The following is a 21632-nucleotide window of genomic DNA, read 5'->3' as shown; positions in this document are numbered from 1 at the left end:
AAAGTTTTATCTTCAGATTTCGAATTGTTTAAATCCGAAGATAACACAACAACCATTGCGAGTAAATAGGGATTTTTTCATTTAAAAGTCTTGTTGCAATCCAATAACATTTTTTGAAAATAGTCGTTCTTAATTTAGTTTAAGAATTCAAAGACTGTCCCCAATCGAGTATTTAATTAACAAGTAGTTAATAGAAAATTATTTTTGGTTGGTAAGTGCCCGATTTTTATCGGGCACTTTTTTTTAATGAAACCTTAATTTGTAAAGGTCTTTTTTGACCATAGTAAATTAATTAGTTGAATTAATTCCGATAACTATCGGAATCTCATAATCAAATCCACTTTTTATAATAACTTTTGCAATATCAACACCCTACATTTGTTATATTTACCGTATGCGCTATATTTTAATTTTATGCTTATTTATAACTAGTGTTTTGTATTCACAAAATGCTATGCTTGCTAAAGACTATTTTCAAAAAGGGGAATATGAAAAGGCATTGATTGAGTATAAAAAATTGTATGCTGAATCATCCTCAAATATTAATTATATTAATCAAATTATAAGCACGCATCAACAATTAGAGCAATATGATGAAGCCGAATTGTTTTTAGTAAAACTAATGGAACGTGTTAAATACCCAGCTTTTTTGGTTGAGTTAGGATATAATTATCAGCTTAAAAACGATTTCCAAAGAGCAAATGAAAACTATCAAAAAGCAATTTCATTTATTGATGTTAAGCCAAGTCATGTATTTGGTATAGCTAGAAGTTTTCAAAACCATTCGCTTTTAGACCAAGCCGTAATATCTTATGAAAAAGCAACAACTTTAAACCCCGATTTTAATTTTAACGTTCAGCTGGCTCAGATTTATGGCGAGCAAGGCAATATTGAAAAAATGTTTAATAGTTATTTGAATTTTGCAGATTCTAACCCTATAGTTGTTAGAGACGTAAAACGTGCTATTAATGACTTTATAAGTGAAGATAGTGCCAATGAAAATAATGTTTTGTTTCGAAAATTACTTATAAAAAGAATGCAACTGGAGCCAGATATACTTTGGAACGAGTTGCTAAGTTGGCTGTTTATTCAACAAAAAGATTTTAAAAAGGCATTTACTCAAGAAAAGGCAATTTATAAAAGGCAACCAGAAAGCTTAAGTAGAATAGAAGAGATAGCTTTAATGGCTTCAAACGAGAACCAAAAAATAGCCCAAGATATTTTCAATTATATTATAGAAACAACCCAAGATACCCAAACAAAGTTAAAGGCACATCAAAATTTAATTAAGATAAATATTAAAGAGAGCTCGAAATCCAATTATGGCGTTATTAAAAGTAGATATTTAGAGCTATTAAAAACCTTTGGAGAACAACCTGAAACTTTAGAATTGCAAATTTCATATGCACATTTTTTAGCTTTCTATTTAAATGAAACACAAGAAGCCTCAAAATTCTTAGAAACAAGTTTAAAAATGCCATTAACAACACTGGAAAAAGCTAAAGTAAAGCTGGAATTAGGTGATATTTTAATACTGCAAGAAAAATTCAACAAAGCATTAATTTATTATACACAAATTCAACGTAATCTTAAAAACAGTACCATTTCTCAAGAGGCTCGTTTTAAAGTGGCAAAGGCAAGTTACTATAAAGGCGATTTTAAATGGGCTGAATCTCAGCTTAAAATATTAAAAGCTTCAACATCTCAACTTATAGCTAATGATGCTTTAGATTTAAAGCTCCTTATATCTGATAATAAATATGAAGATTCATTACAAACAGCATTAAAACGTTATGCAAAAGCAGATTTATTGGCGTTTCAAAACAGAAATGATGAAGCTATTATTTTACTTAACAAAATTCTTGAAGAACATAAAACTGAACCTATAATTGCTCAAGCTTTATATAAACAAGCCCAGTTATTTGAATTAAAATCTCAATTTGAAAAAGCCATTGTTAATTACCAAGCTATTATCGATAATTATAGAGATGGAATATTAATTGACGATGCTCTTTATCATTTGGCAGAAATATATGAGAAACAACTAAATGGTTCTGAAAAAGCAAAAGCTTTGTACGAAAAAATTATTTTTAATCATGCCGATAGCATTTATTTCGTGGATGCCAGAAAGCGCTATAGAACCTTAAGGGGCGATGCTATAAATTAATTATGATTGCAGAAACTGATCGCTTAATAATTGAAAAATTCTAGCTTACCGATGCACTATTTTTTAAAACATTGGTAAACTCACTACATTGGTTAAAATATATTGGAGATAGAAGTATTAAACAGATAAAGATGCAGTAGCTTATATAAAACACAAGGTTTTGGGTTTTATAAATAAAAAAAGATTAAACGTTTAGATGATAATGAAGAACTTCTGTTATTTGCAAAAAAATTATAAATAAAAATGATCATATATAACGTAACAGTAAACATCGACGAATCTATTCACGACGAATGGCTCACTTGGATAAAAGAACATATTCCAAAAGTTTTAGGTACAGGGAAATTTGAAAAAGCAACTTTGTCTCAGGTTTTAGTAGAAGAGGATATGGGAGTTACCTATTCCATTCAATACCGTTCATACTCACGAGAAGCTTTAGACGCTTATTATAAAGAAGATGCTGAAAAATTAAGAAGTGATGGTATGAAAAAATTTGCAGATAAAATGTTAGCTTTTAGAACCGAGCTACAGATAGTAGATGAATATACCGTGAATTTTAAATAGTTTATTTAGTTAAACATAAAAACAACCATAAATTTGTGGCATACAAACCCAATCAACATCAAGTAAAAGCAAAAAAATATTTAGGGCAACATTTTCTAAATGATGAAACTGTGGCTAAAAAAATTGCAGACACCCTCATTTTAAAGAACTACAAAAATGTTTTAGAAATTGGGCCAGGTATGGGTGTACTTACTAAGTATTTACTCAAAAAAGATATTACAACTTATGTTATCGAAATTGATTCAGAATCAGTAGCGTATTTACAAGCTAACTACTTAAACCTAGCTCCCAGAATTATAGAAAAAGATTTTTTAAAATACGATTTAAACGATGTGTTCAATCAAGAGCCATTTGCTATTATTGGTAACTTTCCGTATAATATTTCTACTCAAATTGTTTTTAAAACTTTAGCAATGCGAGATCAAATTCCTGAATTTTCAGGCATGTTTCAAAAAGAAGTTGCACAACGTATTTGCTCAAAAGAAGGTAGTAAAGTATATGGTATTCTTTCAGTGTTAACTCAGGCTTTTTATGATGCCGAATATTTATTTACGGTACCACCAAATGTTTTTAATCCACCACCAAAAGTAGATTCGGGTGTTTTAAGGCTTACTCGAAAAGAAAATTACACATTGCCATGCGATGATAAATTCTTTTTTAAAGTTGTAAAGGCAGCTTTTCAACAACGTAGAAAAACACTTCGTAACAGTTTAAAAACATTCAATTTATCTGATAATTTAAAAGCAAATAGTATATTTGGCAAACGACCAGAACAATTAAGTGTTCAAGCCTTTATTGAGCTTACGCAATTAATCGAAGCAGATAGTTAATAATATTTAATATCACACTGAGCGCAGTCGAAGTGTCTTTTTTTGGAAGAAAGCGAAAACATACAATTTCAATTAACAGATGTACTCATTGAGCAAGTTGAATTATTTATCGAACAAGAAAACGATAAAGAACTCAAAGCGTTATTAGATGAGTTTCATTATGCTGATATTGCCGAAATTTTAGATGAGTTAAATCTAGAACAGGCTGTGTATGTTATAAAACTTCTAGATTCTGATACAACTTCAGATATTTTAACAGAGTTAGATGAAGACAATCGAGAAAAGGTTTTAAAAAGCCTTTCTGCCAAAGAAATTGCTGAAGAAATTGAAGAGTTAGATACCGATGATGCTGCTGATATTATTGCAGAATTGCCTGAAGCACGTCAGCAGGCGGTTATAGCCCAAATTGAAGACGAAGAGCATAAGGAAGAAATTAAAGAGCTCCTTACCTATGATGAAAATACTGCAGGTAGCCTTATGGCAAAAGAGCTTGTAAAAGTCTATGAAACCTGGACGGTTGCTGGTTGTATGCGTAGAATTCGCGGTCAGGCTGAAGAAGTAACTCGTGTACATTCTATTTATGTTGTAAATAAAGAAGAAAAGCTCATCGGTCGGTTATCTTTAAAAGATTTGATTGTTGCCAAAAATGAGCGAAAAATATCAGAATTAGTAAAAGTAAATGTAGATTCTGTAAATGTAGAAGAAAACGTAGAGGAAGTTGCTAAAATCATGGCAAAGTACGATTTAGAAGCCATTCCAGTTGTAGATGAAAACAAAACTCTTTTAGGCAGAATTACCATCGATGATATTGTAGATGTCCTAAAAGAAGAAGCTGAAAAAGATTACCAAATGGCAGCAGGTATAACTGGCGATGTAGATTCAGATGATACCATTCTAGAACTTACCAGAGCACGTTTACCATGGCTATTCCTCGGTTTAGTTGGTGGTATTGGCGCGTTTTTAATCATGGAAGGTTTCGAGGGACTTTTTACAGGAAAAGCCGTAATATTATTCTTTTTCACCCCCTTAATTGCAGCCATGGCTGGTAATGTAGGTGTGCAATCTAGCGCCATTATTGTGCAAGGCTTAGCCAATGATGATGTACGTGGAAGTGTCAATAGTCGTTTAATTAAAGAAATGCTTTTAGCCGCCCTTAATGGAGTAATATTAGCCCTGTTTTTATTCTTATTTGTATGGGCATTTAAAGGAGAATTAAATACTGCTTTAGCCATTTCAGTATCGCTTGTTGCCGTTATTATTGTTGCAGGACTCATCGGTACGTTTGTACCATTATTTTTAAACAAACGCGGTATTGATCCAGCCATAGCAACCGGACCGTTTATTACAACAAGTAACGATATTTTAGGAATTTTACTCTATTTCTGGATTGCTAAAATGATTTTAGGGATATAGTATTTGGCCGTTACCATAATCCCGATAGCTATCGGGAGGACTTTCCGTTTCAATCTTTTTACTCGTGCCTCACAAAAAGGATTTCCTCTGCAATCCCTAACACAAAAACATCGTATTTTTGTAACCTAATTAATTTTAAATGAAAATCCTTCACCTCGATACCAACCACGATTTACTAATTAATCAATTAAACAATTTAGGTTTCACAAATCATGAAGATTATTCATCTTCAAAAGAAGGCATTGAAGCAAAAATTAATGAATACGATGGTATCGTTTTAAGAAGTCGTTTCACCATAGATAAACAATTTCTTGATGTAGCAAAAAACCTAAAATTTATAGGTCGCGTAGGTGCAGGATTAGAAAATATTGATTGTGATTACGCCCAACAAAAAGGCGTGTATTTAATCTCAGCACCAGAAGGCAATAGAAATGCAGTTGGCGAACATACTCTGGGTATGTTACTATCATTATTCAACAAATTTAAAAAAGCAGATGCTGAGGTTAGACAAGGAAAATGGCTGAGAGAAGATAATAGGGGTATTGAGTTAGATGGTAAAACAGTAGGCCTTATTGGTTACGGCAATATGGGAAAAGCCTTTGCAAAAAAACTTAGAGGTTTTGATGTTGAGGTATTGTGTTACGATATAAAAGATAATGTTGGCAATGCCGATGCAAAACAAGTAACACTAGCAGAATTCCAAGAAAAAGTTGATGTGTTAAGTTTACACACACCTCAAACACCATTGACATTAAATATGATTAACACCGGGTTCATTAATAAATTTAAAAAATCATTTTGGTTTTTTAATACGGCACGAGGTAAAAGTGTGGTAACAAAAGACTTGGTTTCGGCACTAAAATCGGGTAAAATTCTAGGAGCAGGTTTAGATGTTTTAGAGTACGAAAAAGCATCCTTTGAAAACTTGTTTAAATCTTCAGAGAATAACGAATGTCAAACTGAGCGCAGTCGAAGTTCTATTGAAAATTTACCAGAAGCCTTTCAATATTTAATAAACTCAGAAAACGTATTATTATCTCCGCATGTAGCAGGTTGGACCATTGAAAGCAAAGAAAAATTAGCCCAAACCATTGTAGATAAGATTAAAGCAAAGTTTTAAAGCATGAAGAAAACCGTTCTTGTTTTTTCACTACTTATTTTAGCATTATTACTTTTATTTCAATTTAGTAAGTACACCTTAATTAGTGGCGATTTAAAAATGGAATATCTTATGGCAATAATTGCCATTGTTTTTTAGGTATTGGGATATTTATTAATAAGAAGGCCCAAAAGAAAAAACCTGCTTCTAATGCAGAAATAGATTTTCAAAAAATTGAAGAGTTAGGACTAAGTAAGCGTGAGTACGAAGTTTTAAAAGAAGTGGCTTTAGGCTTATCCAATCAAGAAATAGCAGAAAAACTATTTGTTTCAGAAAGTACTATAAAAACACACGTTTCAAACTTACTTATTAAGTTAGATGCCAAACGACGTACGCAAGCCATTCAAATTTCAAAAAGCCTCAATATTATTTAAATTATGAGTTTTATTTCCAAAGTACTATCAATTTAGTACTTTAGTATGAGCTTCTTATCTTCCTATCACCCTACTTTTGGTTTACTAATAAATACATAATTTATAATGAAAAATACGGTAATTAAGTTTGGACTTTATGCATTAATAAGTGGATTTGTATTATTTGGTTTGCCTTTCCTTTTAGGAATGGGTGTTGATTTTGACTATGGAGAACTTATTGGTTACACCTCCATGATACTTTCATTGTTGTTTGTTTATTTTGGAATTAAACATTACCGCGATAAAGTAAATAACGGTAAAGTCTCTTTAGGAAAAGCTATAGGAATAGGTATGCTTATAGCCTTATTTTCCGCTTTAGGAGTAGCTGTTTTCGATTATATTTATACAAGCTATATAAACCCAGAATTTGCAAATGAATATTTAGAGTATTCAATTAAAAAAATGGGTGAGACACTATCTGCTGATGAAGTAAAGGTTAAAGCTGCTGAATTAACAAAGCAAATGAAAGACTATGGTAGCCCTAGTTTTATGGCTTTCATGATGTTTGCTTCTGTAATGATTCTTGGTTTTATAATTTCTTTAATTTCAGGATTAATTCTACAACGTAAATAAATTTATTATGCAATCTAAAGCAACATCTCCAAAACAATACCTAGATGGATTACCTGAAGAAAGAAAAGCCCTAATGTCTAAATTGAGAAAACAAATTTTAGATAATCTTCCAAAAGGTATTGAAGAGACCATGAGTTATGGTATGTTAGGGTATGTAATTCCACATTCAGTATATCCAGACGGTTACCATTGTAATACAAAATTGCCATTGCCATTTATGAATTTGGCATCTCAAAAAAACTTCGTAGCTGTTTATAGCATGGTGCTTTATTCGAAAAAAGAATTGATGGACTGGTTTATATTAGAATACAAAAAACGTTGTAAGTATAAACTAGATATGGGTAAGAGCTGTATTCGTTTTAAAAGAATGGATGATATCCCTTTTGATTTAATTGGAGAATTAACAGCAAAAGTAAGTACAGAAGAATGGATAGATATTTATCAATCGACAATTAAAAAGAAATAGAATATGAAGAATCGAGTAACAGGAATAGGCGGGCTTTTTTTTAAAACTAAAGATCCAAAAGCATCAAAAGATTGGTATAAAAAACATTTAGGTTTTAATACCGATGATTATGGTTGTACATTTTGGTGGAAAGATAAAGAAGGTAAAGACTGTTCAACACAATGGAGTCCATTTGCACAAGACGCAAAATATTACGAGCCTTCAAAAAAAGATTTTATGTTTAATTATCGTGTTGAAAATCTACACGAATTACTTAAAGTTTTAAAGGAAGAAGGCGTTACTATTGTTGGTAAAGTTGAAGAATATGAATACGGAAAATTTGGTTGGATTTTAGATAATGACGGCAATAAAATTGAACTTTGGGAACCTATAGATTCTGCTTTTTTGTAAATTCGTTATTATAAGTAATAACTATTGACTTATCTAGATATACTCCAATCCTATAATTTAACTGCAGTGCAATGGGTAGCTATTGGGTTTGCAGTTTTTTTATTAGGCTTATCTAAGTCTGGAATAAAAGGTATTGGTATTATTATAGTTGTAATTCTTGCTTTTGTTTTTGGCGAAAAAGCATCAACAGGTATTTTACTTCCCATGTTAATTTGTGCAGATGTTTTTGCCGTTATTTATTATAACAGACATGCGCAATGGCACATCATTAAAAAACTAATTCCTTGGATGATAGTTGGCGTATTAGTTGGTGTATGGGTCGGAAATGATATTTCGGAAATGATTTTTAAAAGACTTATGGCCATAATCATTATAGTCTCAGTAGGTATTATGTTTTATACCGAAACTAGAAAATCTAATAAAGTTCCAACCAATAAATTATTTGGCATAACTACTGGTTTTTTGGCAGGTTTTACAACTATGATTGGTAATCTCGCTGGGCCAATTTCAAATATTTACTTTCTAGCTATGCGTTTCCCTAAAAATGAATTTATAGGTACTGCCGCATGGTTGTTTTTTATAATTAACGTGTTTAAACTACCCTTTCATATTTTTGTTTGGAAAACGGTTACAAAAGAAACACTTATTTTAAATTCGGTTTTGGTTCCAACTGTTATTATAGGATTCTTCTTAGGAGCATATATTGTTAAACTCATTTCAAATGTAAACTACAGGCGTTTTATTTTAATTGTAACAGCTATTGGTGGTATTATAATGTTATTTAAATAAAATATTAATTGTTTTGTAGTGAGCAATTTAAGTGACATACTAATTAGAAAGCAACTTATTTTTTATTAGCTTTACAATCTAACCTAAAAAATAATATTAAAATGTCTGATGAAAAAAATTTAAGTGATGACCTAAATGATATGTTAGGTGATGCTAAAGATAGGGCTAAAAAAGCAGCTGATAAAGCAAGTGAAATTGCTGACGACGCTAAAGAAAAAGCAAAAGAGTTTGCGAGTGAAGCCAAAGAATCTGCTTCTGAGTTTGCCCAAGATGCTAAGGAAGTTTTAAGTGATGGTAAAAATGTTGCAATAATAGCACATATTACTATTATAGGTTGGGTTATTGCCTTAGTAATGAATAATAGTGATAAAACTGACCTAGGGTCTTTTTATATTAGACAAATGTTGGGTCTTTTAATATTATCATTTGTTTTATGGTTTATTCCTGTTGTAGGATGGATTTTAATTTTAGTAATGATAATTCTTTGGATAATGAGTTTAGTAGGTGCATTAAGTGGCGAAAAAAAGCTTACACCTGTATTAGGAGAACATTTCCAGAATTGGTTTAAAGCACTATAAAAGTTAAAAAAGTCAAAAAATTTCGTTTTGGCTTTTTTATTTAAAACCAACATCGTAATATTGCAATATATAAATAGAATAGTGGGAGTTACAAAAACACAAATATTTACAGAAAAGCAAAATGATTTGGCGCAGTTTTTTAAAGTTCTTGGTCATCCAGCGCGTTTAGCTATACTAGAGTATATTAGTAAACAAAATGCATGCATTTGCAACGATTTGGTTGAAGAAATTGGGTTAGCTCAAGCCACAATATCTCAACATTTAAAAGAACTTAAAAGCATTGGCTTGCTTAATGGGGAAGTTGAAGGAAAGAGTATGTGTTACTGTATAAATGTGGAACGCTGGACGGCCATTCAAAACCAATTGAACGCCTTTTTTAATAACACTAAATATAATTGTTGCTAGCCCTTAAAGGGCATTTTATTATCTCACTCAGGTGAATAAAAATTTTAAACTTATGAAAACACAAGAATTATTTAATGTATTAGAACAAAACAAAGACAAATCATTAATATTTGAATATGTACCAGGTTTGTTAGTTGGTGCTAATTATCACATTACTGAAGTAAAACACATTACTGTAGATTCTGTAGACTGCGGAGCTCAAACTGATGCTTGGAAAGAAACTATTGTGCAACTTTGGGAAAGTCCAAAAGAGCTAGATAAAACAGAATATATGACTGTTTACAAAGCCATAGCTATTTTAAAAAAAGTGGGTTCTATAAAACCTTATGATTTAGATTCTGAGGTGAAATTTGAATATAGTAATGCAAACTTTCATACAGCACAATTATTTGTTAATGATTTTGAAATACAAGGAAGCAATTTAATAGTTAAATTAGCCATCGAAAAAACAGATTGTAAAGCGAAAGAACTTTGCGGAGTACCTGAAAAAGTAGTTGAAATTGCTGAGAAGATTACAGAAAAAGCTGAAGCTTGTTGCTCACCTAGTTCAGGTTGTTGTTAATTAAAAAAATATATGAATAACACCATTTTATTTGAAGCCATTTCTAATACCATAAGAGCATTAGAGATAACTGAAATTTCAGAAGACAGAAAAGCAATTCTTAAGCCTTTAATAGACTATTTGAATGATAAGATAAAAACAAATAAATCTATTCGTTTAAATTTTATTTGCACACACAATTCTCGTCGTAGTCATTTGTCACAAATTTGGGCACAAACTATGGCGGCCTATTATGATGTTAGTAACGTATCTTGTTATTCTGGAGGAACAGAAGCCACAGCCATGTTTCCAAAAGTTGGAGAAATTTTAAATAATCAAGGGTTTAAAATCAGCAAGCTTTCTGAGGAAAGTAATCCTGTTTATAGCATTAAGTTTTCAGGAAATGAACCTGCTATTATAGCGTTCTCAAAACAGTTTAGTGATGAATTCAACCCGGCTTCAGAGTTTGCTGCAATTATGACTTGCTCTTCGGCAGATAAAGGGTGTCCTATGGTTTTTGGAAGTGATAAACGTATAACAATTACTTATGAAGACCCAAAAAAATCTGATGGAACACCGCAACAAACCGAAACCTATTTTAATAGAAGTTTGCAAATAGCTACTGAAATGAAGTATGTTTTTTCTAATTTAAGATAGATAATATATTTTTAAGAACTAGAATAAGAGGCTCTTAAAAAAAGCCTCTTATTCTTTTGTATCATTATTACCAAAAATTTTCTGTTCTAATTCTGCTTGAAACTCTTCCATAACTGGTTTTACAGTACTTTCAGGTAAATCTGCAATTCGGATGTACATTAAGCCATCAACCGAGTTATTAAATAAAGGATCTACATTAAAGGCAACTAAACGTGCATTTTGTTTAATGTATTTTTTAAGTAGAACAGGTAAGCGTAATGCACCTGGTTCAATTTCGTCAATAAACTTATCAAATTTATTTAAATCGGCTTCGGCTTCATCAAATACAAAATCCTTGTCAGCGTCTTTCAGCTTTACTTTAAATTCTTTTTTAGGATGTACATATTGTGCAATATAAGGGTCGTAGTAATGCGATTTCATAAACTCAACCATCAACGATTTCGAGAAATTTGAAAACTGATTACTTATGCTTACACCTCCTATTAAATATTTATGTTCTGGATGGCGTAACGTAGTATGCACAATACCTTTCCAAAGTAAAAATAAAGGCATTGGTTTTTGTTGATATTCTTTGATAATAAAAGCACGCCCCATTTCAATGGATTGGCTCATCATTTTGTAAAGTTCTGGTTCAAACCTGAATAAGTCTTGCAAGTAAAACCCATCAATACCATAGCGTTTAAAAATCTGCGAACCAAGACCCATTCTATAGGCACCAGCAAGTACATTCTTTTCATTATCCCACAAAAACATATGGTGGTAATAATTATCGAAAGTATCTAAATCTATGGCCTCATTAGTGCCTTCTCCTACTTCTCTAAATGTAATTTCTCTTAACCGCCCAATTTCACGAAGCATGTTAGGCATATTTTCGGATTGAGCCAAAAACACTTCATAATTTTTACTTTGTAAAAGCCTAGAATCATTTTCTCGAAGAGCATCAACTTCAGCAATCATTAGCCCATTATCAACAGGGGTAACAATGTTTTTTGGAGCCTTAGGAACTTTTAATGTGGATGATATATTGTCTAATATTTTCGATTTGTCTTCAAAAGCATTAGAGAGCATATATGTTTTTCGTCGTAAAAATTCTGAAAATTCTTCAAGTGTTCCATACTCTTTTTGGTCGGTTACCGAAATAGATTTCCCAATTCTAACTTTAATGGTACGGTGTTTTTGAGTTAGTAATTCTGATGGTAATTTGGCTGTTCTAAACGTATCACTAATTTTAGAAAGTTTATAAAACAGCCTACTGTTTTTAGCATGAAAATAAATTGGAATTACTGGAACTTCAGCTTTTTTAATCAATTTCATAGCAGCTTCTTCCCATGGTCTATCTATAACTAATTTTCCATCTCGGTAGGTTGATACTTCTCCAGCAGGGAAAATACCTAAAGGATGTCCGTTTCTTAAATGTAATATGGCATTCTTAAACCCTGAAATACTAGATTTTACATCTTTCCTGTCTTCAAATGGGTTAACAGGCATAATGTAGGGTTTCAAAGGTTCTATTCTATGTAATAAAAAATTTGCTATTATTTTAAAATCTTTGCGTTGTTCTAACATTAATTTTAAAAGCAAAATACCGTCAATTCCTCCAAGTGGATGGTTAGAGATAGTAATATAGGCACCATCTTTTGGTAAGCGTTTTAAATCTTCTTCAGGAATTTCAAACTTAATTTGAAAATCATTTAAAATAGCATCTAAAAAAGGGAGTTCATTGAGGTGTTTGTTACGTTTGTATATTTTATTTAATGTGGATATTTTAAGTACTTTCATTAAAAGCCAACCTACAAAAGTTCCAATAAATCCATATTTATCAAGTTGAATGGCTTTTGCAACTTCTTTTGCGGTTACCAATCCTAAATTTTGCGGTTTGCTCATGAGTGTAAAAGTACTAAATAAACTATTTAGTTATTATTTGAACGGTTTCTTGTGTTAATTGTTTTAGTAGCACCGTTTTACCAGTTTCAATTTGGTTTATTGCTGTATTATTATAATGGCGAATGGTATAGAGTGATACATTTTCATTACAAGTAACCTTGAATTTTGCTTTTAAATGCTGCAATAGTTTATTAAGATTGTTATAAATATTATCAACACATACAGAAAAACTAATTGCTGAATTTTGAATAACATCTACCTTCATTTTGCATTCATGTAATAGATTAAATATTTCACTTATGTTTTCTTCAACTATATATGAAAAATCTAAGGATGATAATGAAATTAAAACCTGATTTTTCTTCACTATAAAACAAGGAATCATAGGTTCTAGAGTTGTATTTTTGCCTATTTGAGTTCCTGAGGCTTCGGGGTTTAAAAATGATTTGACAAACAAAGGGATTTCTTTGCCTTGCATAGGTTGTAATGTTTTTGGGTGAATGACTGAAGCGCCATAAAACGCTAATTCTATTGCTTCTCGATAAGATATTTTATTTAGAAGTTGAGCGTTTTCAAAATAACGGGGGTCTGCGTTTAATACTCCAGGAACATCTTTCCAAATAGTTACGTTATTTGCATTTAAACAATAGGCATAAATTGCAGCGGTATAATCACTACCTTCTCTACCAAGCGTGGTGGTGAAATTATTTGAATCACTACCTAAAAAACCTTGAGTTATATTTAAGATAGAGGTGTTAAAATTCGAAGAAACTAATTGCTGTGTGTCTTTCCAATTTACATTTGCACGCCTGTAATAATTATCTGTTTTAATTTGAGTTCTAGCGTCTATCCAGTTGTTTTTTAATCCAATTAAATTTAAATATTCGCTAATTATTGTTGTGGATACTAATTCGCCAAAACCTATAGTTTGGTCGTAAACAAAATTATAATCTGGAGATTTATTAGTTTTTAAAAAACTGTCTAATTCATCAAATAAATGGGTTACTTTTTTAAAAGCTAAGTGGTTAACATTTTCAAATAAATCAAGTAAAATTTCATTGTGATATTTTTTTACTTCTTGAAGAGAACTTTGAAACTCTGCTTTATTATCAAAATAGTTTTTTATAACAAGTTCTAGAGCGTTAGTGGTTTTTCCCATTGCAGAAACCACAATAAGTGTATTATTATAACCAACCTTTTTTAGGACTGATGCTAAATTTTTTACACCTATTGCATCCTTTACTGAAGCACCACCAAACTTAAATACTTGCATTATAAATTTGCTACATAATTGTTAATTCCTGTTTCATCTAGCCAAACTACATCCCAATCGCGCAGTACTTTTGCTCCTTTTTTTTCATAAAAGTTAATAGCTTTTTCGTTCCAATCTATAACTTCCCAATTGATGCGTTTAACGCCTAATTGATGTCCGTGTTTTACAACTTGATTTAAAAGGGCAGTACCCAAACCAAATCCGCGCATGGATTTACTTACAATTAAATCTTCAAGGTGAATAATTTTTCCTTTCCAAGACGAATAGCGGTTGTAAATTAAAGCAATACCTTCAATTTTAGAATTGACTTCTGCTACGAAACATTGAAATGCTGGATGCTCACCAAAACCATCATTTTGCAAATCTTCAACAGTTACTTCAACAGCCCTAGGTTCGTTTTCAAAAACAGCTAATTCATTTATTAAATGATGTACCTGAGGCATATCATTTTTTTTTGCGTTTCTAATTTTGAATTCCATACATACAAGTTAATATGTCAAATATAGTTGAAAGTAGATTAGTTAATAGTATTAATTTATAACGAAAACACTGTAATTTGTTAAAATTTATAGATATTTGTGGTAAACAATACCAACATTTATGTCTCAAAAAAAGCAAACATTAGGGGAGTTTATTATTGAAAATCAATCATCATTTCAGTACTCCTCAGGAGAATTGTCTAGTCTTATAAATTCTATTCGATTAGCGGCAAAAGTGGTAAATCATGAGGTTAATAAAGCAGGGTTAGTCGATATTCTTGGTGCAGCTGGTGATACTAACATTCAAGGTGAAGATCAGCAGAAATTAGATGTTTATGCTAATGAAAAATTTATCCAAACGTTAACGAAAAGAAATATTGTTTGTGGTATTGCTAGTGAGGAAGAAGATGATTTTATAGCTATTAATAGCCAAGATGAAAATCATCAAAACAAATATGTTGTATTGATTGACCCTTTAGATGGGTCTTCAAATATTGATGTGAATGTTTCGGTTGGAACTATTTTTTCTATTTATAGACGAGTTACTCCAGTAGGAACGCCAGTTACATTAGAAGATTTTTTACAAAAAGGAAGTGAGCAAGTTGCTGCAGGTTATGTCGTCTATGGAACGTCAACGATGCTAGTTTACACTACTGGAGATGGTGTTAATGGATTTACACTTAACCCAGCCATTGGATCTTTTTATTTATCACATCCTTCAATGAAATTCCCTGAAGATGGTCATATTTACTCTGTTAACGAAGGAAACTATATTCATTTCCCGCAAGGCGTTAAAAATTATATAAAGTATTGCCAACAAGAAGAGGACGATAGACCTTATACTTCAAGGTATATAGGTTCTTTAGTGTCCGATTTTCATAGAAATATGATTAAAGGAGGTATTTATTTATATCCGCAAAGTTCTAAAAATCCTGATGGGAAGTTACGTTTACTATACGAATGTAATCCTATGGCTTTTTTAGCAGAACAAGCCAATGGAAAGTCTAGTGATGGTTTTACTAGAACTTTGGATGTTGAACCAACTGAATTACACCAGCGTGTACCGTTTATTTGTGGTAGTAGAAATATGGTTGAAAAGGCAGAAGAGTTTATGAGGAATGTATATTAGTAAAATGAATACAAAAAAATGCGAACTAAAAAGTTCGCATTTTTTTTGAAGTTAAAAACCTTTTTCAAATTAAATAATAGATTAATTCGAAAGGTTATTATTACCTAAATTTTATTAAAAACCATCAATTAAGATTGGATATAGGTTTACATCTATATCAAGTCTATTAGCTTCATCAACAACATCTTTTAAAGAATAATTTGTTAAAGACCCTTCTAATGGTGGGGCATCACCAATTACTATTACTATTCTTTCAGAAGTTGAAGACCACGACATTTGGTTTAGTGTCAAATAAAGACCATCATAAACTGACTCTGGATAATCACCGCCTCCAAAAACAGAAATACTGTTCAAAAAATTTATGGTATTAGTAAAATCTGTATCTAAACCTATACTGTTATACCAATCAGTTGTAGTATTGGCATCATTATAAGTAGCCATGCCCAACCTAACTCCAGAAGGTAACTCTGCAATGATATTATTGATAGAGCTTTTTACTTGGGCAATATCATCAGACATACTAAGCGTATTATCAATTAAGAATACCAAGTCTGTATTAGCTACTGCATTATCATTTATAATTTCGATTATTGCATCTGGCACCTCTGAAGCATTATTAGCATCGTAAACTGATCCACCAGTATATTCAGCTAAAATATCAAAGGCTTCTTCGGCAGTTATAACTCTAGTTTCGCCTATGCTTTCAACAGATAATTCGCTGACTACATTGCCATTAAAAGCTTCAATTCTGTAATAGTATTGTGAACTTGAATTAACAGAAATATCAGTATAAGTTTCCAAGCCTTCAACTTTATCTATTAAAGTAAAAATGGCATCTTCTAATACGAAATCATAATCAGCACGATAAATATTATATCCTAATGCACTTTTTACTTCATCCCAAGAAAGTTCAATTTTTAGAGCAAATTCTGATGATACAGTTAATGCTTCGGGTTGAGATAGCTCTATTGGGGTATCTTCAGAACAATTGGTTAAAAAGAATAAAGAAGTAAATACAATTAAATACGAGATTGTTTTTTTCATTTTTTGTTGGATTTAAGTTATTGATTAATAGCGTAGTAAAATTAAGGGATAAACCCTCCGAGCCATAATTTTATTGATGTAAAGGCTAAATACTAGATTAACGGGCTTTAATTTTAAAATGAAGGAGAATTAAAAATAAGATGAACTTAAAAGCACATACATGTTCTTCCTTTTTTATTAATGGATAGAGGAAGTGTTTATTTAATCATCTGTATATGAGATGCCCTTAAATATGCCATCTGTAACAGTATAAGTTTTTTCATTTCCAATTTCGTCTTTAGAAATTTCAATAAAATTGAATTTGCCAGAAATTAATTTATTAACCTTATCAATATTAGTTATCTCTAATCGTATGGAAACATTTTCTACAAACTCGTAATCCTCGTTTGCAAGTTCTCTATAAACGCCTATAAGAAAAATGTTTGAATCAGTTGGTGTAAACACCATCCCGTTTTTAAATTCGAAATTGTCTTCAACAACAGAAAGCGTAATTCCTATGGCTTTACTCGAACTAATATTTTCAACTTGTGTAGCTATAATTGCTAGTCCACTTGCGCCAGGTGAATATGCTATACTTGCTCCAACAAATTTCTCACTAGAATTAAAATCTATTCCATTAACTTTTGCGAAGAAGGAATTATCGGTATTTATTTTTGAGTCATCAATAATTTCATCTACAATATCGTTGTTACTTGAGCAACTTAAGGTAATACATAAAAAAAGAAAGGATATTTTTAATATGGTTTTCATTATTATTAGTTTTTAAGCTATTCAAGTTTTAGAGTTATATTTTTTAATATGTTTACAATACGCCTTGCATTTTCAATATCTGTAGCTTGTATTGCAATTTTATACGCATAACTTTTTATACTTCCATCTTGATAGGTTTTAATTATTTTTTCTAGATGTTTAGTATTGATTTCTACCATAACTTTCTTTCCTGACGTTGCTATAGATATATTTTTTGAGTTTATGTCTCCCAAACCAAATTCGTAAATAGTTTCTTTACTGCTTTTTAAATTAGAAAAAACACTTGTTATTTTTAAGACATAAGGTGATGTATTAACCGTTTCAAGAGATTGGTCATAATTATCATCTCCAATCTTAACTAAGGTAACCTCGTTTTTCAAAGCTTCCAAACCACTAGTTATACTGTTAAAATCGGTTTTCACTTTTGAAAGCTCGCAATTCTTTGTAATATTTTGTAAAGCCTCTTTAGCTAACATAGCATCTTCAATACTGTTTACATAAAGTTTAAAATCATTAGTGTAATTTTGAAGTTCGTCATTTTTTACATGACGTATAAAATCAGCTTTTTTTCGTGTATTTACTTCTATGTATAACCGTGTTTTATTTGTATTGAAATCAATATTATCTAAATTAATATCATTAAAATTAAAGTTGTACTCGTTATTAATAGTTTCTTTAGGATTGGTTTCTTGAACAATAATTTTTGTAACACAATCGCCATCTATACTTTGTACTATAGTATTATCGTTGGTTGAAATATTTTTAATAATTCCATTTAAATATTGATAAGCACTTGCTGTTGATGAAATATTAGGTTTTGAGTTAGAAAAAGCTTCTTCTGCTATTGGTATAATTTGTTTTAGAACTTTATAAATGTCTTTTCCGTTTTCAATACTACCGCTATAAAAGCGTACTTTATTGGTAAAACTTTCTTGAACACCATTCTTGAATACTTTAATGGTCTTTATATTTCTTCTGCTGTTTGCTTCAATATAAAATTCATCACTATTTATTTTAAATATAAGACTGTTAGGATTTAAAGTGGCTAGATTAAATTCGTATTCATAAGTTGTTGTTTTGCTTTTAGAATTAATGGTTGTATTGACTTTTAAATGCCCATTATTGGTGTCGCTTGGGTCGATTTTTTGTACGAATTGCGTTTTAGTATATTCAACATCTTGCACATTATCTATTATCCAATTTTGATGGTCTATATAAGAATTTAAGGCAAGTTTGTTTTTTTCAAGAGTTTCATTGATTGGAATAATATCTTTAATAGCTCCTACCAAATCTCGACCATTATCTATGTTTTTAGCGTAAAAAAATGTATTGTCGACATAACTAACTTTTTCGCCACTATTGGATATTTTTTTTATTAGTTTTTGTTTACCTTTTATTAGTAATTGCACTACGATTACATCTTTTTTAGTAATCGATCTTATTGTATTAATATCTATATCGGCAAAACTAAAATTATAATCAATTACTTCTGTTTTTCCTTTTGAGTCAACAGAAGTTACTGTGTAAGTAACATAGTTTGTAGTCGATAGTTTTAAGTTTTGAGAGTATTCAAGTTTTGAAGCTTCAACCGTTTCCAAGGCAGATGAAATGGTTTCAATATGGCTATCTAATGCTTGCCCACAAGTAGATGTTGGAACCATTAGTATACACGCTATAATATATATAATTACATGTTTTTTTAATAAAATTAGCTTTTCCATTTTAATTTTTTGTTTAGTATTGTCATAGGCTTAGCTTTTAGTTAGGCCCGATTTATTTAATAGAATATTTATAGGTTAAAATAGTAGTGAATACCTCCACCCCAGGCAAAACCAGCATAGCTTCCAAAGCCGTTATCAAAAGAACCACCAACATATCCTAAATCTGCACTAAAAGCAAGACCGTCAACAAAATTTTCAAAGGTAAATTCAATTCCGCCACCTATACCAAATGATATAGTTGAAGCATTAGAATTAGCGCCTAGAAAACTTGATTCAACCGAGAAATATCCTAATTGACCATACGCATAAGGTTTATATATAAAACCAGAACCATTTTCTTCAAAATTATACAGATATCTTCCTGTTAAAGCAAAAGAACTGGTACCAAAGCCATATGATGCTCCTCCTACAGTAATTTGTCCTGTATGAGTTTCTGTAAAATTGTACTTTGCACTTAATCCATAAGCAGGAAAAGAAGAGGCTAATCCTGCTCCTAAGGAGCCAGCTTCTGACATACCTTGAGCATTAATTGATGATGAAAATAATAAAGCTATTAAAGCAAGGGATAGTAAATAGATTTTTTTCATTATTTATTTTAAAATTATGGTTGATTGATTGTTATAGTTTTCGAGATAAGTTAATAATAATCTTTTTTAAAGGTTTGTTTTACTTTTATAAATTTAATTGCAATTAAAAATACAGGAGTGTCTTAGGAATAACACTATACACTTATTAAAAAGATTCATTAGGATTAAATTTAAATTGTTAATAGCAGGATAAACTTAAGGAAAAAAATCTTACATTTTTTAATTTTAAGGATTTAAGTTATTTTATTTGACAAAGTGTGTTTTTTCTGGATGAAGGTAGTTTAAAAAAAACCTCTATAAGTTTTTGCTTACAGAGGTTTTATGGGTAACTTAAATCTATGAAGCTCAAAATTAGTTACATAGCAACTAAATCTCCAGCAACATTTTTGGAGGGCAAATCAGATTTACCCATTAAATAAATATCTACTTGACGTGCCGCTTCTCTACCTTCTGAGATGGCCCATACAATTAAGGATTGTCCTCTACGCATATCACCTGCAGTAAATATATTAGGTATGTTTGTTTGGTATTTGCCATATTCCGCTTTGTAGTTAGAACGAGCATCTTTTTCAAGTCCTAATTTATCAGCTAAAGTACCTTCGGGTCCTGTAAAACCTAGTGCTAGTAAAGCTAAATCGCAAGGCCAAGTTTTTTCGGTACCTTTAATTTCTATAAGTTTTGGACGTTCACCAGGAATCATTTCCCACTCGACATTAACTGTTTTTAAAGCAGTAAGTTTTCCATCTTTGTCAGTTACAAACTCTTTAGTGTTTATTAGCCAGTTTCGTTCAACACCTTCTTTATGAGATGATGATGTTTTTAACTGTAATGGCCAGAAAGGCCAAGGTGTAGTTGGAGAACGATGCCCAGGAGGTTTTGGCATAATTTCGAAATTAACTACCGATTTTGCGCCATGACGGTTTGATGTTCCAATACAATCTGAACCTGTATCTCCACCACCAATTACAATAACATTTTTATTGGTTGCTTTTACTTGATTTTTTATGTCTTGACCAAAAACAACTTTAGTTTGTTGGGTTAAAAAGTCCATAGCTTGTACAACCCCATTAGCGTCAATACCTGGAGTTGGTAAACTTCTTCTTTCTGTAGCTCCGCCACAAAGTACAATGGCATCAAATACCTTTAATTCCTCAACGGAAACATTAACACCTACGTTTGCATTTACTTTAAACGAAATGCCCTCAGCCTCTAAAATAGCAACGCGACGATCTATAATGCCTTTTTCCATTTTAAAATTAGGAATTCCGTAGCGTAATAGTCCTCCAATGGCATCATCTCTTTCAAAAACGGTAACGGTATGCCCAGCTCTATTTAATTGTTGGGCAGTGGCTAAACCAGCAGGTCCAGAACCTACAATAGCAATGGTCTTACCCGTTCTATTTTTTGGTGGTTGAGGTTTAATCCAACCTTCTTTAAAGGCACGCTCTACAATATTTTTTTCAATATTTTCAATAGAAACAGGATCTTCTATAATTCCTAAAACACAAGCTTGCTCACAAGGAGCAGGACATAATCGACCTGTAAATTCAGGAAAATTATTTGTTGAATGCAAAATCCATGAGGCTTTTTGCCATTCTCCTTGATGTACCATGTGATTGAAATCTGGAATTAAATTACCAAGTGGGCAACCACTATGGCAAAACGGAATACCACAATCCATACAACGCGAACCTTGTTTGGTTAGTTCTGGTTCACTTAACTCAACAGTAAATTCTTTATAATGTTTTACACGATCCTCTACAGGTGTGTATGTTTCATCTTTTCTTTCGAATTCTTTAAAACCTGTTACTTTTCCCATG

Annotated in this window: 24 protein-coding genes; 16 read left to right on the top strand and 8 right to left on the bottom strand. The window is 31.2% G+C overall.

Translation table 11 applies throughout. The features are described from left to right. Positions 1–454: 454 nt before the first annotated feature. The 15 genes from Q0870_RS01010 to Q0870_RS00940 all read left to right on the top strand — a co-directional run bounded on the left by Q0870_RS01010 (position 455) and on the right by Q0870_RS00940 (position 10945). Positions 455–2167: a tetratricopeptide repeat protein gene (locus Q0870_RS01010; protein ID WP_298550244.1), complete on the top strand. Its 1713-nt coding sequence runs from the start codon at positions 455–457 to the stop codon at positions 2165–2167. Between the two features lie 243 nt (positions 2168–2410). Then, entirely contained in the window at positions 2411–2731 is a 321-nt protein-coding gene (locus tag Q0870_RS01005; protein WP_298550242.1) for a DUF4286 family protein, read from the top strand. A gap of 35 nt (positions 2732–2766) precedes the next feature. Continuing rightward, positions 2767–3561, top strand: a complete 795-nt coding sequence (gene rsmA / locus Q0870_RS01000) for a 16S rRNA (adenine(1518)-N(6)/adenine(1519)-N(6))-dimethyltransferase RsmA (RefSeq protein WP_298550240.1) — start codon at positions 2767–2769, stop codon at positions 3559–3561. Positions 3562–3603: 42 nt separating this feature from the next. Further along, positions 3604–4974, top strand: a complete 1371-nt coding sequence (gene mgtE / locus Q0870_RS00995; RefSeq protein ID WP_298550238.1) for a magnesium transporter — start codon at positions 3604–3606, stop codon at positions 4972–4974. Positions 4975–5113: 139 nt separating this feature from the next. Then, positions 5114–6094, top strand: coding sequence for a 2-hydroxyacid dehydrogenase (locus Q0870_RS00990; protein ID WP_298550237.1), 981 nt, complete (start codon positions 5114–5116; stop codon positions 6092–6094). A gap of 3 nt (positions 6095–6097) precedes the next feature. After that, on the top strand, positions 6098–6232 hold the full coding sequence (locus tag Q0870_RS00985; protein ID WP_298550236.1) for a hypothetical protein: 135 nt from the start codon (positions 6098–6100) through the stop codon (positions 6230–6232). Between the two features lie 122 nt (positions 6233–6354). Further along, positions 6355–6507 carry a LuxR C-terminal-related transcriptional regulator gene (locus tag Q0870_RS00980; RefSeq protein WP_298550235.1) on the top strand — a complete coding sequence of 51 codons (153 nt, stop codon included), beginning with the start codon at positions 6355–6357 and terminating at the stop codon, positions 6505–6507. A gap of 105 nt (positions 6508–6612) precedes the next feature. Next, complete coding sequence (locus Q0870_RS00975) at positions 6613–7119, top strand: DUF4199 domain-containing protein (RefSeq protein ID WP_298550234.1); 507 nt, start codon at positions 6613–6615, stop codon at positions 7117–7119. Positions 7120–7126: 7 nt separating this feature from the next. Next, on the top strand, positions 7127–7585 hold the full coding sequence (locus Q0870_RS00970; protein WP_298550232.1) for a DUF1801 domain-containing protein: 459 nt from the start codon (positions 7127–7129) through the stop codon (positions 7583–7585). A 3-nt stretch (positions 7586–7588) separates the two neighbouring features. Then, the gene (locus Q0870_RS00965; protein WP_298550230.1) at positions 7589–7975 is read left to right on the top strand and encodes a VOC family protein; all 387 of its coding nucleotides are present in this window, start codon (positions 7589–7591) and stop codon (positions 7973–7975) included. A 24-nt stretch (positions 7976–7999) separates the two neighbouring features. Further along, entirely contained in the window at positions 8000–8764 is a 765-nt protein-coding gene (locus Q0870_RS00960; RefSeq protein ID WP_298550228.1) for a sulfite exporter TauE/SafE family protein, read from the top strand. Positions 8765–8865: 101 nt separating this feature from the next. Beyond that, positions 8866–9342 (top strand): YtxH domain-containing protein, encoded by a 477-nt coding sequence (locus tag Q0870_RS00955; RefSeq protein ID WP_298550227.1) that lies wholly within the window; start codon positions 8866–8868, stop codon positions 9340–9342. A gap of 81 nt (positions 9343–9423) precedes the next feature. Then, positions 9424–9747, top strand: a complete 324-nt coding sequence (locus Q0870_RS00950; RefSeq protein ID WP_298550614.1) for a metalloregulator ArsR/SmtB family transcription factor — start codon at positions 9424–9426, stop codon at positions 9745–9747. Between the two features lie 52 nt (positions 9748–9799). Continuing rightward, entirely contained in the window at positions 9800–10309 is a 510-nt protein-coding gene (locus tag Q0870_RS00945; protein ID WP_298550226.1) for a DUF6428 family protein, read from the top strand. A gap of 12 nt (positions 10310–10321) precedes the next feature. After that, complete coding sequence (locus tag Q0870_RS00940; protein ID WP_298550225.1) at positions 10322–10945, top strand: protein-tyrosine-phosphatase; 624 nt, start codon at positions 10322–10324, stop codon at positions 10943–10945. Between the two features lie 48 nt (positions 10946–10993). Here the strand turns inward: Q0870_RS00940 and Q0870_RS00935 are convergent, their stop codons facing one another. Genes Q0870_RS00935 through Q0870_RS00925 form a run of 3 tightly spaced genes read right to left on the bottom strand, consistent with a single transcriptional unit; the run spans position 10994 to position 14581 of the window. Continuing rightward, the gene (locus Q0870_RS00935) at positions 10994–12829 is read right to left on the bottom strand and encodes a lysophospholipid acyltransferase family protein (RefSeq protein ID WP_298550223.1); all 1836 of its coding nucleotides are present in this window, start codon (positions 12827–12829) and stop codon (positions 10994–10996) included. A gap of 22 nt (positions 12830–12851) precedes the next feature. Then, positions 12852–14102, bottom strand: coding sequence for an aspartate kinase (locus tag Q0870_RS00930; RefSeq protein ID WP_298550221.1), 1251 nt, complete (start codon positions 14100–14102; stop codon positions 12852–12854). Then, the gene (locus tag Q0870_RS00925) at positions 14102–14581 is read right to left on the bottom strand and encodes a GNAT family N-acetyltransferase (RefSeq protein WP_298550219.1); all 480 of its coding nucleotides are present in this window, start codon (positions 14579–14581) and stop codon (positions 14102–14104) included. Before Q0870_RS00925 ends, Q0870_RS00930 begins: the two co-directional genes overlap by 1 nt. A gap of 121 nt (positions 14582–14702) precedes the next feature. Between Q0870_RS00925 and fbp the strand changes: the two genes are divergently transcribed. Next, positions 14703–15710, top strand: coding sequence for a class 1 fructose-bisphosphatase (fbp, locus tag Q0870_RS00920; RefSeq protein WP_298550217.1), 1008 nt, complete (start codon positions 14703–14705; stop codon positions 15708–15710). Positions 15711–15824: 114 nt separating this feature from the next. Here fbp and Q0870_RS00915 read toward each other — a convergent pair whose 3' ends face one another. The 5 genes from Q0870_RS00915 to Q0870_RS00895 all read right to left on the bottom strand — a co-directional run bounded on the left by Q0870_RS00915 (position 15825) and on the right by Q0870_RS00895 (position 21631). Next, positions 15825–16754, bottom strand: coding sequence for a VWA domain-containing protein (locus Q0870_RS00915; RefSeq protein WP_298550215.1), 930 nt, complete (start codon positions 16752–16754; stop codon positions 15825–15827). 201 nt (positions 16755–16955) lie between these two features. Next, positions 16956–17504, bottom strand: coding sequence for a hypothetical protein (locus Q0870_RS00910; RefSeq protein WP_298550213.1), 549 nt, complete (start codon positions 17502–17504; stop codon positions 16956–16958). A 17-nt stretch (positions 17505–17521) separates the two neighbouring features. Further along, positions 17522–19225 carry a hypothetical protein gene (locus Q0870_RS00905; RefSeq protein WP_298550211.1) on the bottom strand — a complete coding sequence of 568 codons (1704 nt, stop codon included), beginning with the start codon at positions 19223–19225 and terminating at the stop codon, positions 17522–17524. A gap of 68 nt (positions 19226–19293) precedes the next feature. Beyond that, on the bottom strand, positions 19294–19812 hold the full coding sequence (locus Q0870_RS00900) for a hypothetical protein (protein ID WP_298550209.1): 519 nt from the start codon (positions 19810–19812) through the stop codon (positions 19294–19296). Positions 19813–20167: 355 nt separating this feature from the next. Continuing rightward, positions 20168–21631 (bottom strand): glutamate synthase subunit beta, encoded by a 1464-nt coding sequence (locus Q0870_RS00895; RefSeq protein WP_298550207.1) that lies wholly within the window; start codon positions 21629–21631, stop codon positions 20168–20170. Position 21632: the final 1 nt, after the last annotated feature.

This window comes from uncultured Algibacter sp. (assembly GCF_947487575.1).
GTDB lineage: Bacteria > Bacteroidota > Bacteroidia > Flavobacteriales > Flavobacteriaceae > Algibacter_B.
Note: the sequence above shows the minus strand (reverse complement) of the source record. Positions and strands in the feature narration are given on the sequence as shown.

Excerpts from the sequence above, each read along its gene's own strand:
- Q0870_RS01010 (WP_298550244.1), top strand. The coding sequence starts at position 455 with ATGCTTGCTAAAGACTATTTTCAAAAAGGGGAATATGAAAAGGCATTG.
- Q0870_RS01005 (WP_298550242.1), top strand. The coding sequence starts at position 2,411 with ATGATCATATATAACGTAACAGTAAACATCGACGAATCTATTCACGAC.
- Q0870_RS00990 (WP_298550237.1), top strand. The coding sequence starts at position 5,114 with ATGAAAATCCTTCACCTCGATACCAACCACGATTTACTAATTAATCAA.
- Q0870_RS00985 (WP_298550236.1), top strand. The coding sequence starts at position 6,098 with ATGAAGAAAACCGTTCTTGTTTTTTCACTACTTATTTTAGCATTATTA.
- Q0870_RS00975 (WP_298550234.1), top strand. The coding sequence starts at position 6,613 with ATGAAAAATACGGTAATTAAGTTTGGACTTTATGCATTAATAAGTGGA.
- Q0870_RS00970 (WP_298550232.1), top strand. The coding sequence starts at position 7,127 with ATGCAATCTAAAGCAACATCTCCAAAACAATACCTAGATGGATTACCT.
- Q0870_RS00965 (WP_298550230.1), top strand. The coding sequence starts at position 7,589 with ATGAAGAATCGAGTAACAGGAATAGGCGGGCTTTTTTTTAAAACTAAA.
- Q0870_RS00955 (WP_298550227.1), top strand. The coding sequence starts at position 8,866 with ATGTCTGATGAAAAAAATTTAAGTGATGACCTAAATGATATGTTAGGT.
- Q0870_RS00945 (WP_298550226.1), top strand. The coding sequence starts at position 9,800 with ATGAAAACACAAGAATTATTTAATGTATTAGAACAAAACAAAGACAAA.
- Q0870_RS00940 (WP_298550225.1), top strand. The coding sequence starts at position 10,322 with ATGAATAACACCATTTTATTTGAAGCCATTTCTAATACCATAAGAGCA.
- Q0870_RS00935 (WP_298550223.1), bottom strand. The coding sequence starts at position 12,829 with ATGAGCAAACCGCAAAATTTAGGATTGGTAACCGCAAAAGAAGTTGCA.
- Q0870_RS00930 (WP_298550221.1), bottom strand. The coding sequence starts at position 14,102 with ATGCAAGTATTTAAGTTTGGTGGTGCTTCAGTAAAGGATGCAATAGGT.
- Q0870_RS00925 (WP_298550219.1), bottom strand. The coding sequence starts at position 14,581 with ATGGAATTCAAAATTAGAAACGCAAAAAAAAATGATATGCCTCAGGTA.
- fbp (WP_298550217.1), top strand. The coding sequence starts at position 14,703 with ATGTCTCAAAAAAAGCAAACATTAGGGGAGTTTATTATTGAAAATCAA.
- Q0870_RS00915 (WP_298550215.1), bottom strand. The coding sequence starts at position 16,754 with ATGAAAAAAACAATCTCGTATTTAATTGTATTTACTTCTTTATTCTTT.
- Q0870_RS00910 (WP_298550213.1), bottom strand. The coding sequence starts at position 17,504 with ATGAAAACCATATTAAAAATATCCTTTCTTTTTTTATGTATTACCTTA.
- Q0870_RS00905 (WP_298550211.1), bottom strand. The coding sequence starts at position 19,225 with ATGGAAAAGCTAATTTTATTAAAAAAACATGTAATTATATATATTATA.
- Q0870_RS00900 (WP_298550209.1), bottom strand. The coding sequence starts at position 19,812 with ATGAAAAAAATCTATTTACTATCCCTTGCTTTAATAGCTTTATTATTT.
- Q0870_RS00895 (WP_298550207.1), bottom strand. The coding sequence starts at position 21,631 with ATGGGAAAAGTAACAGGTTTTAAAGAATTCGAAAGAAAAGATGAAACA.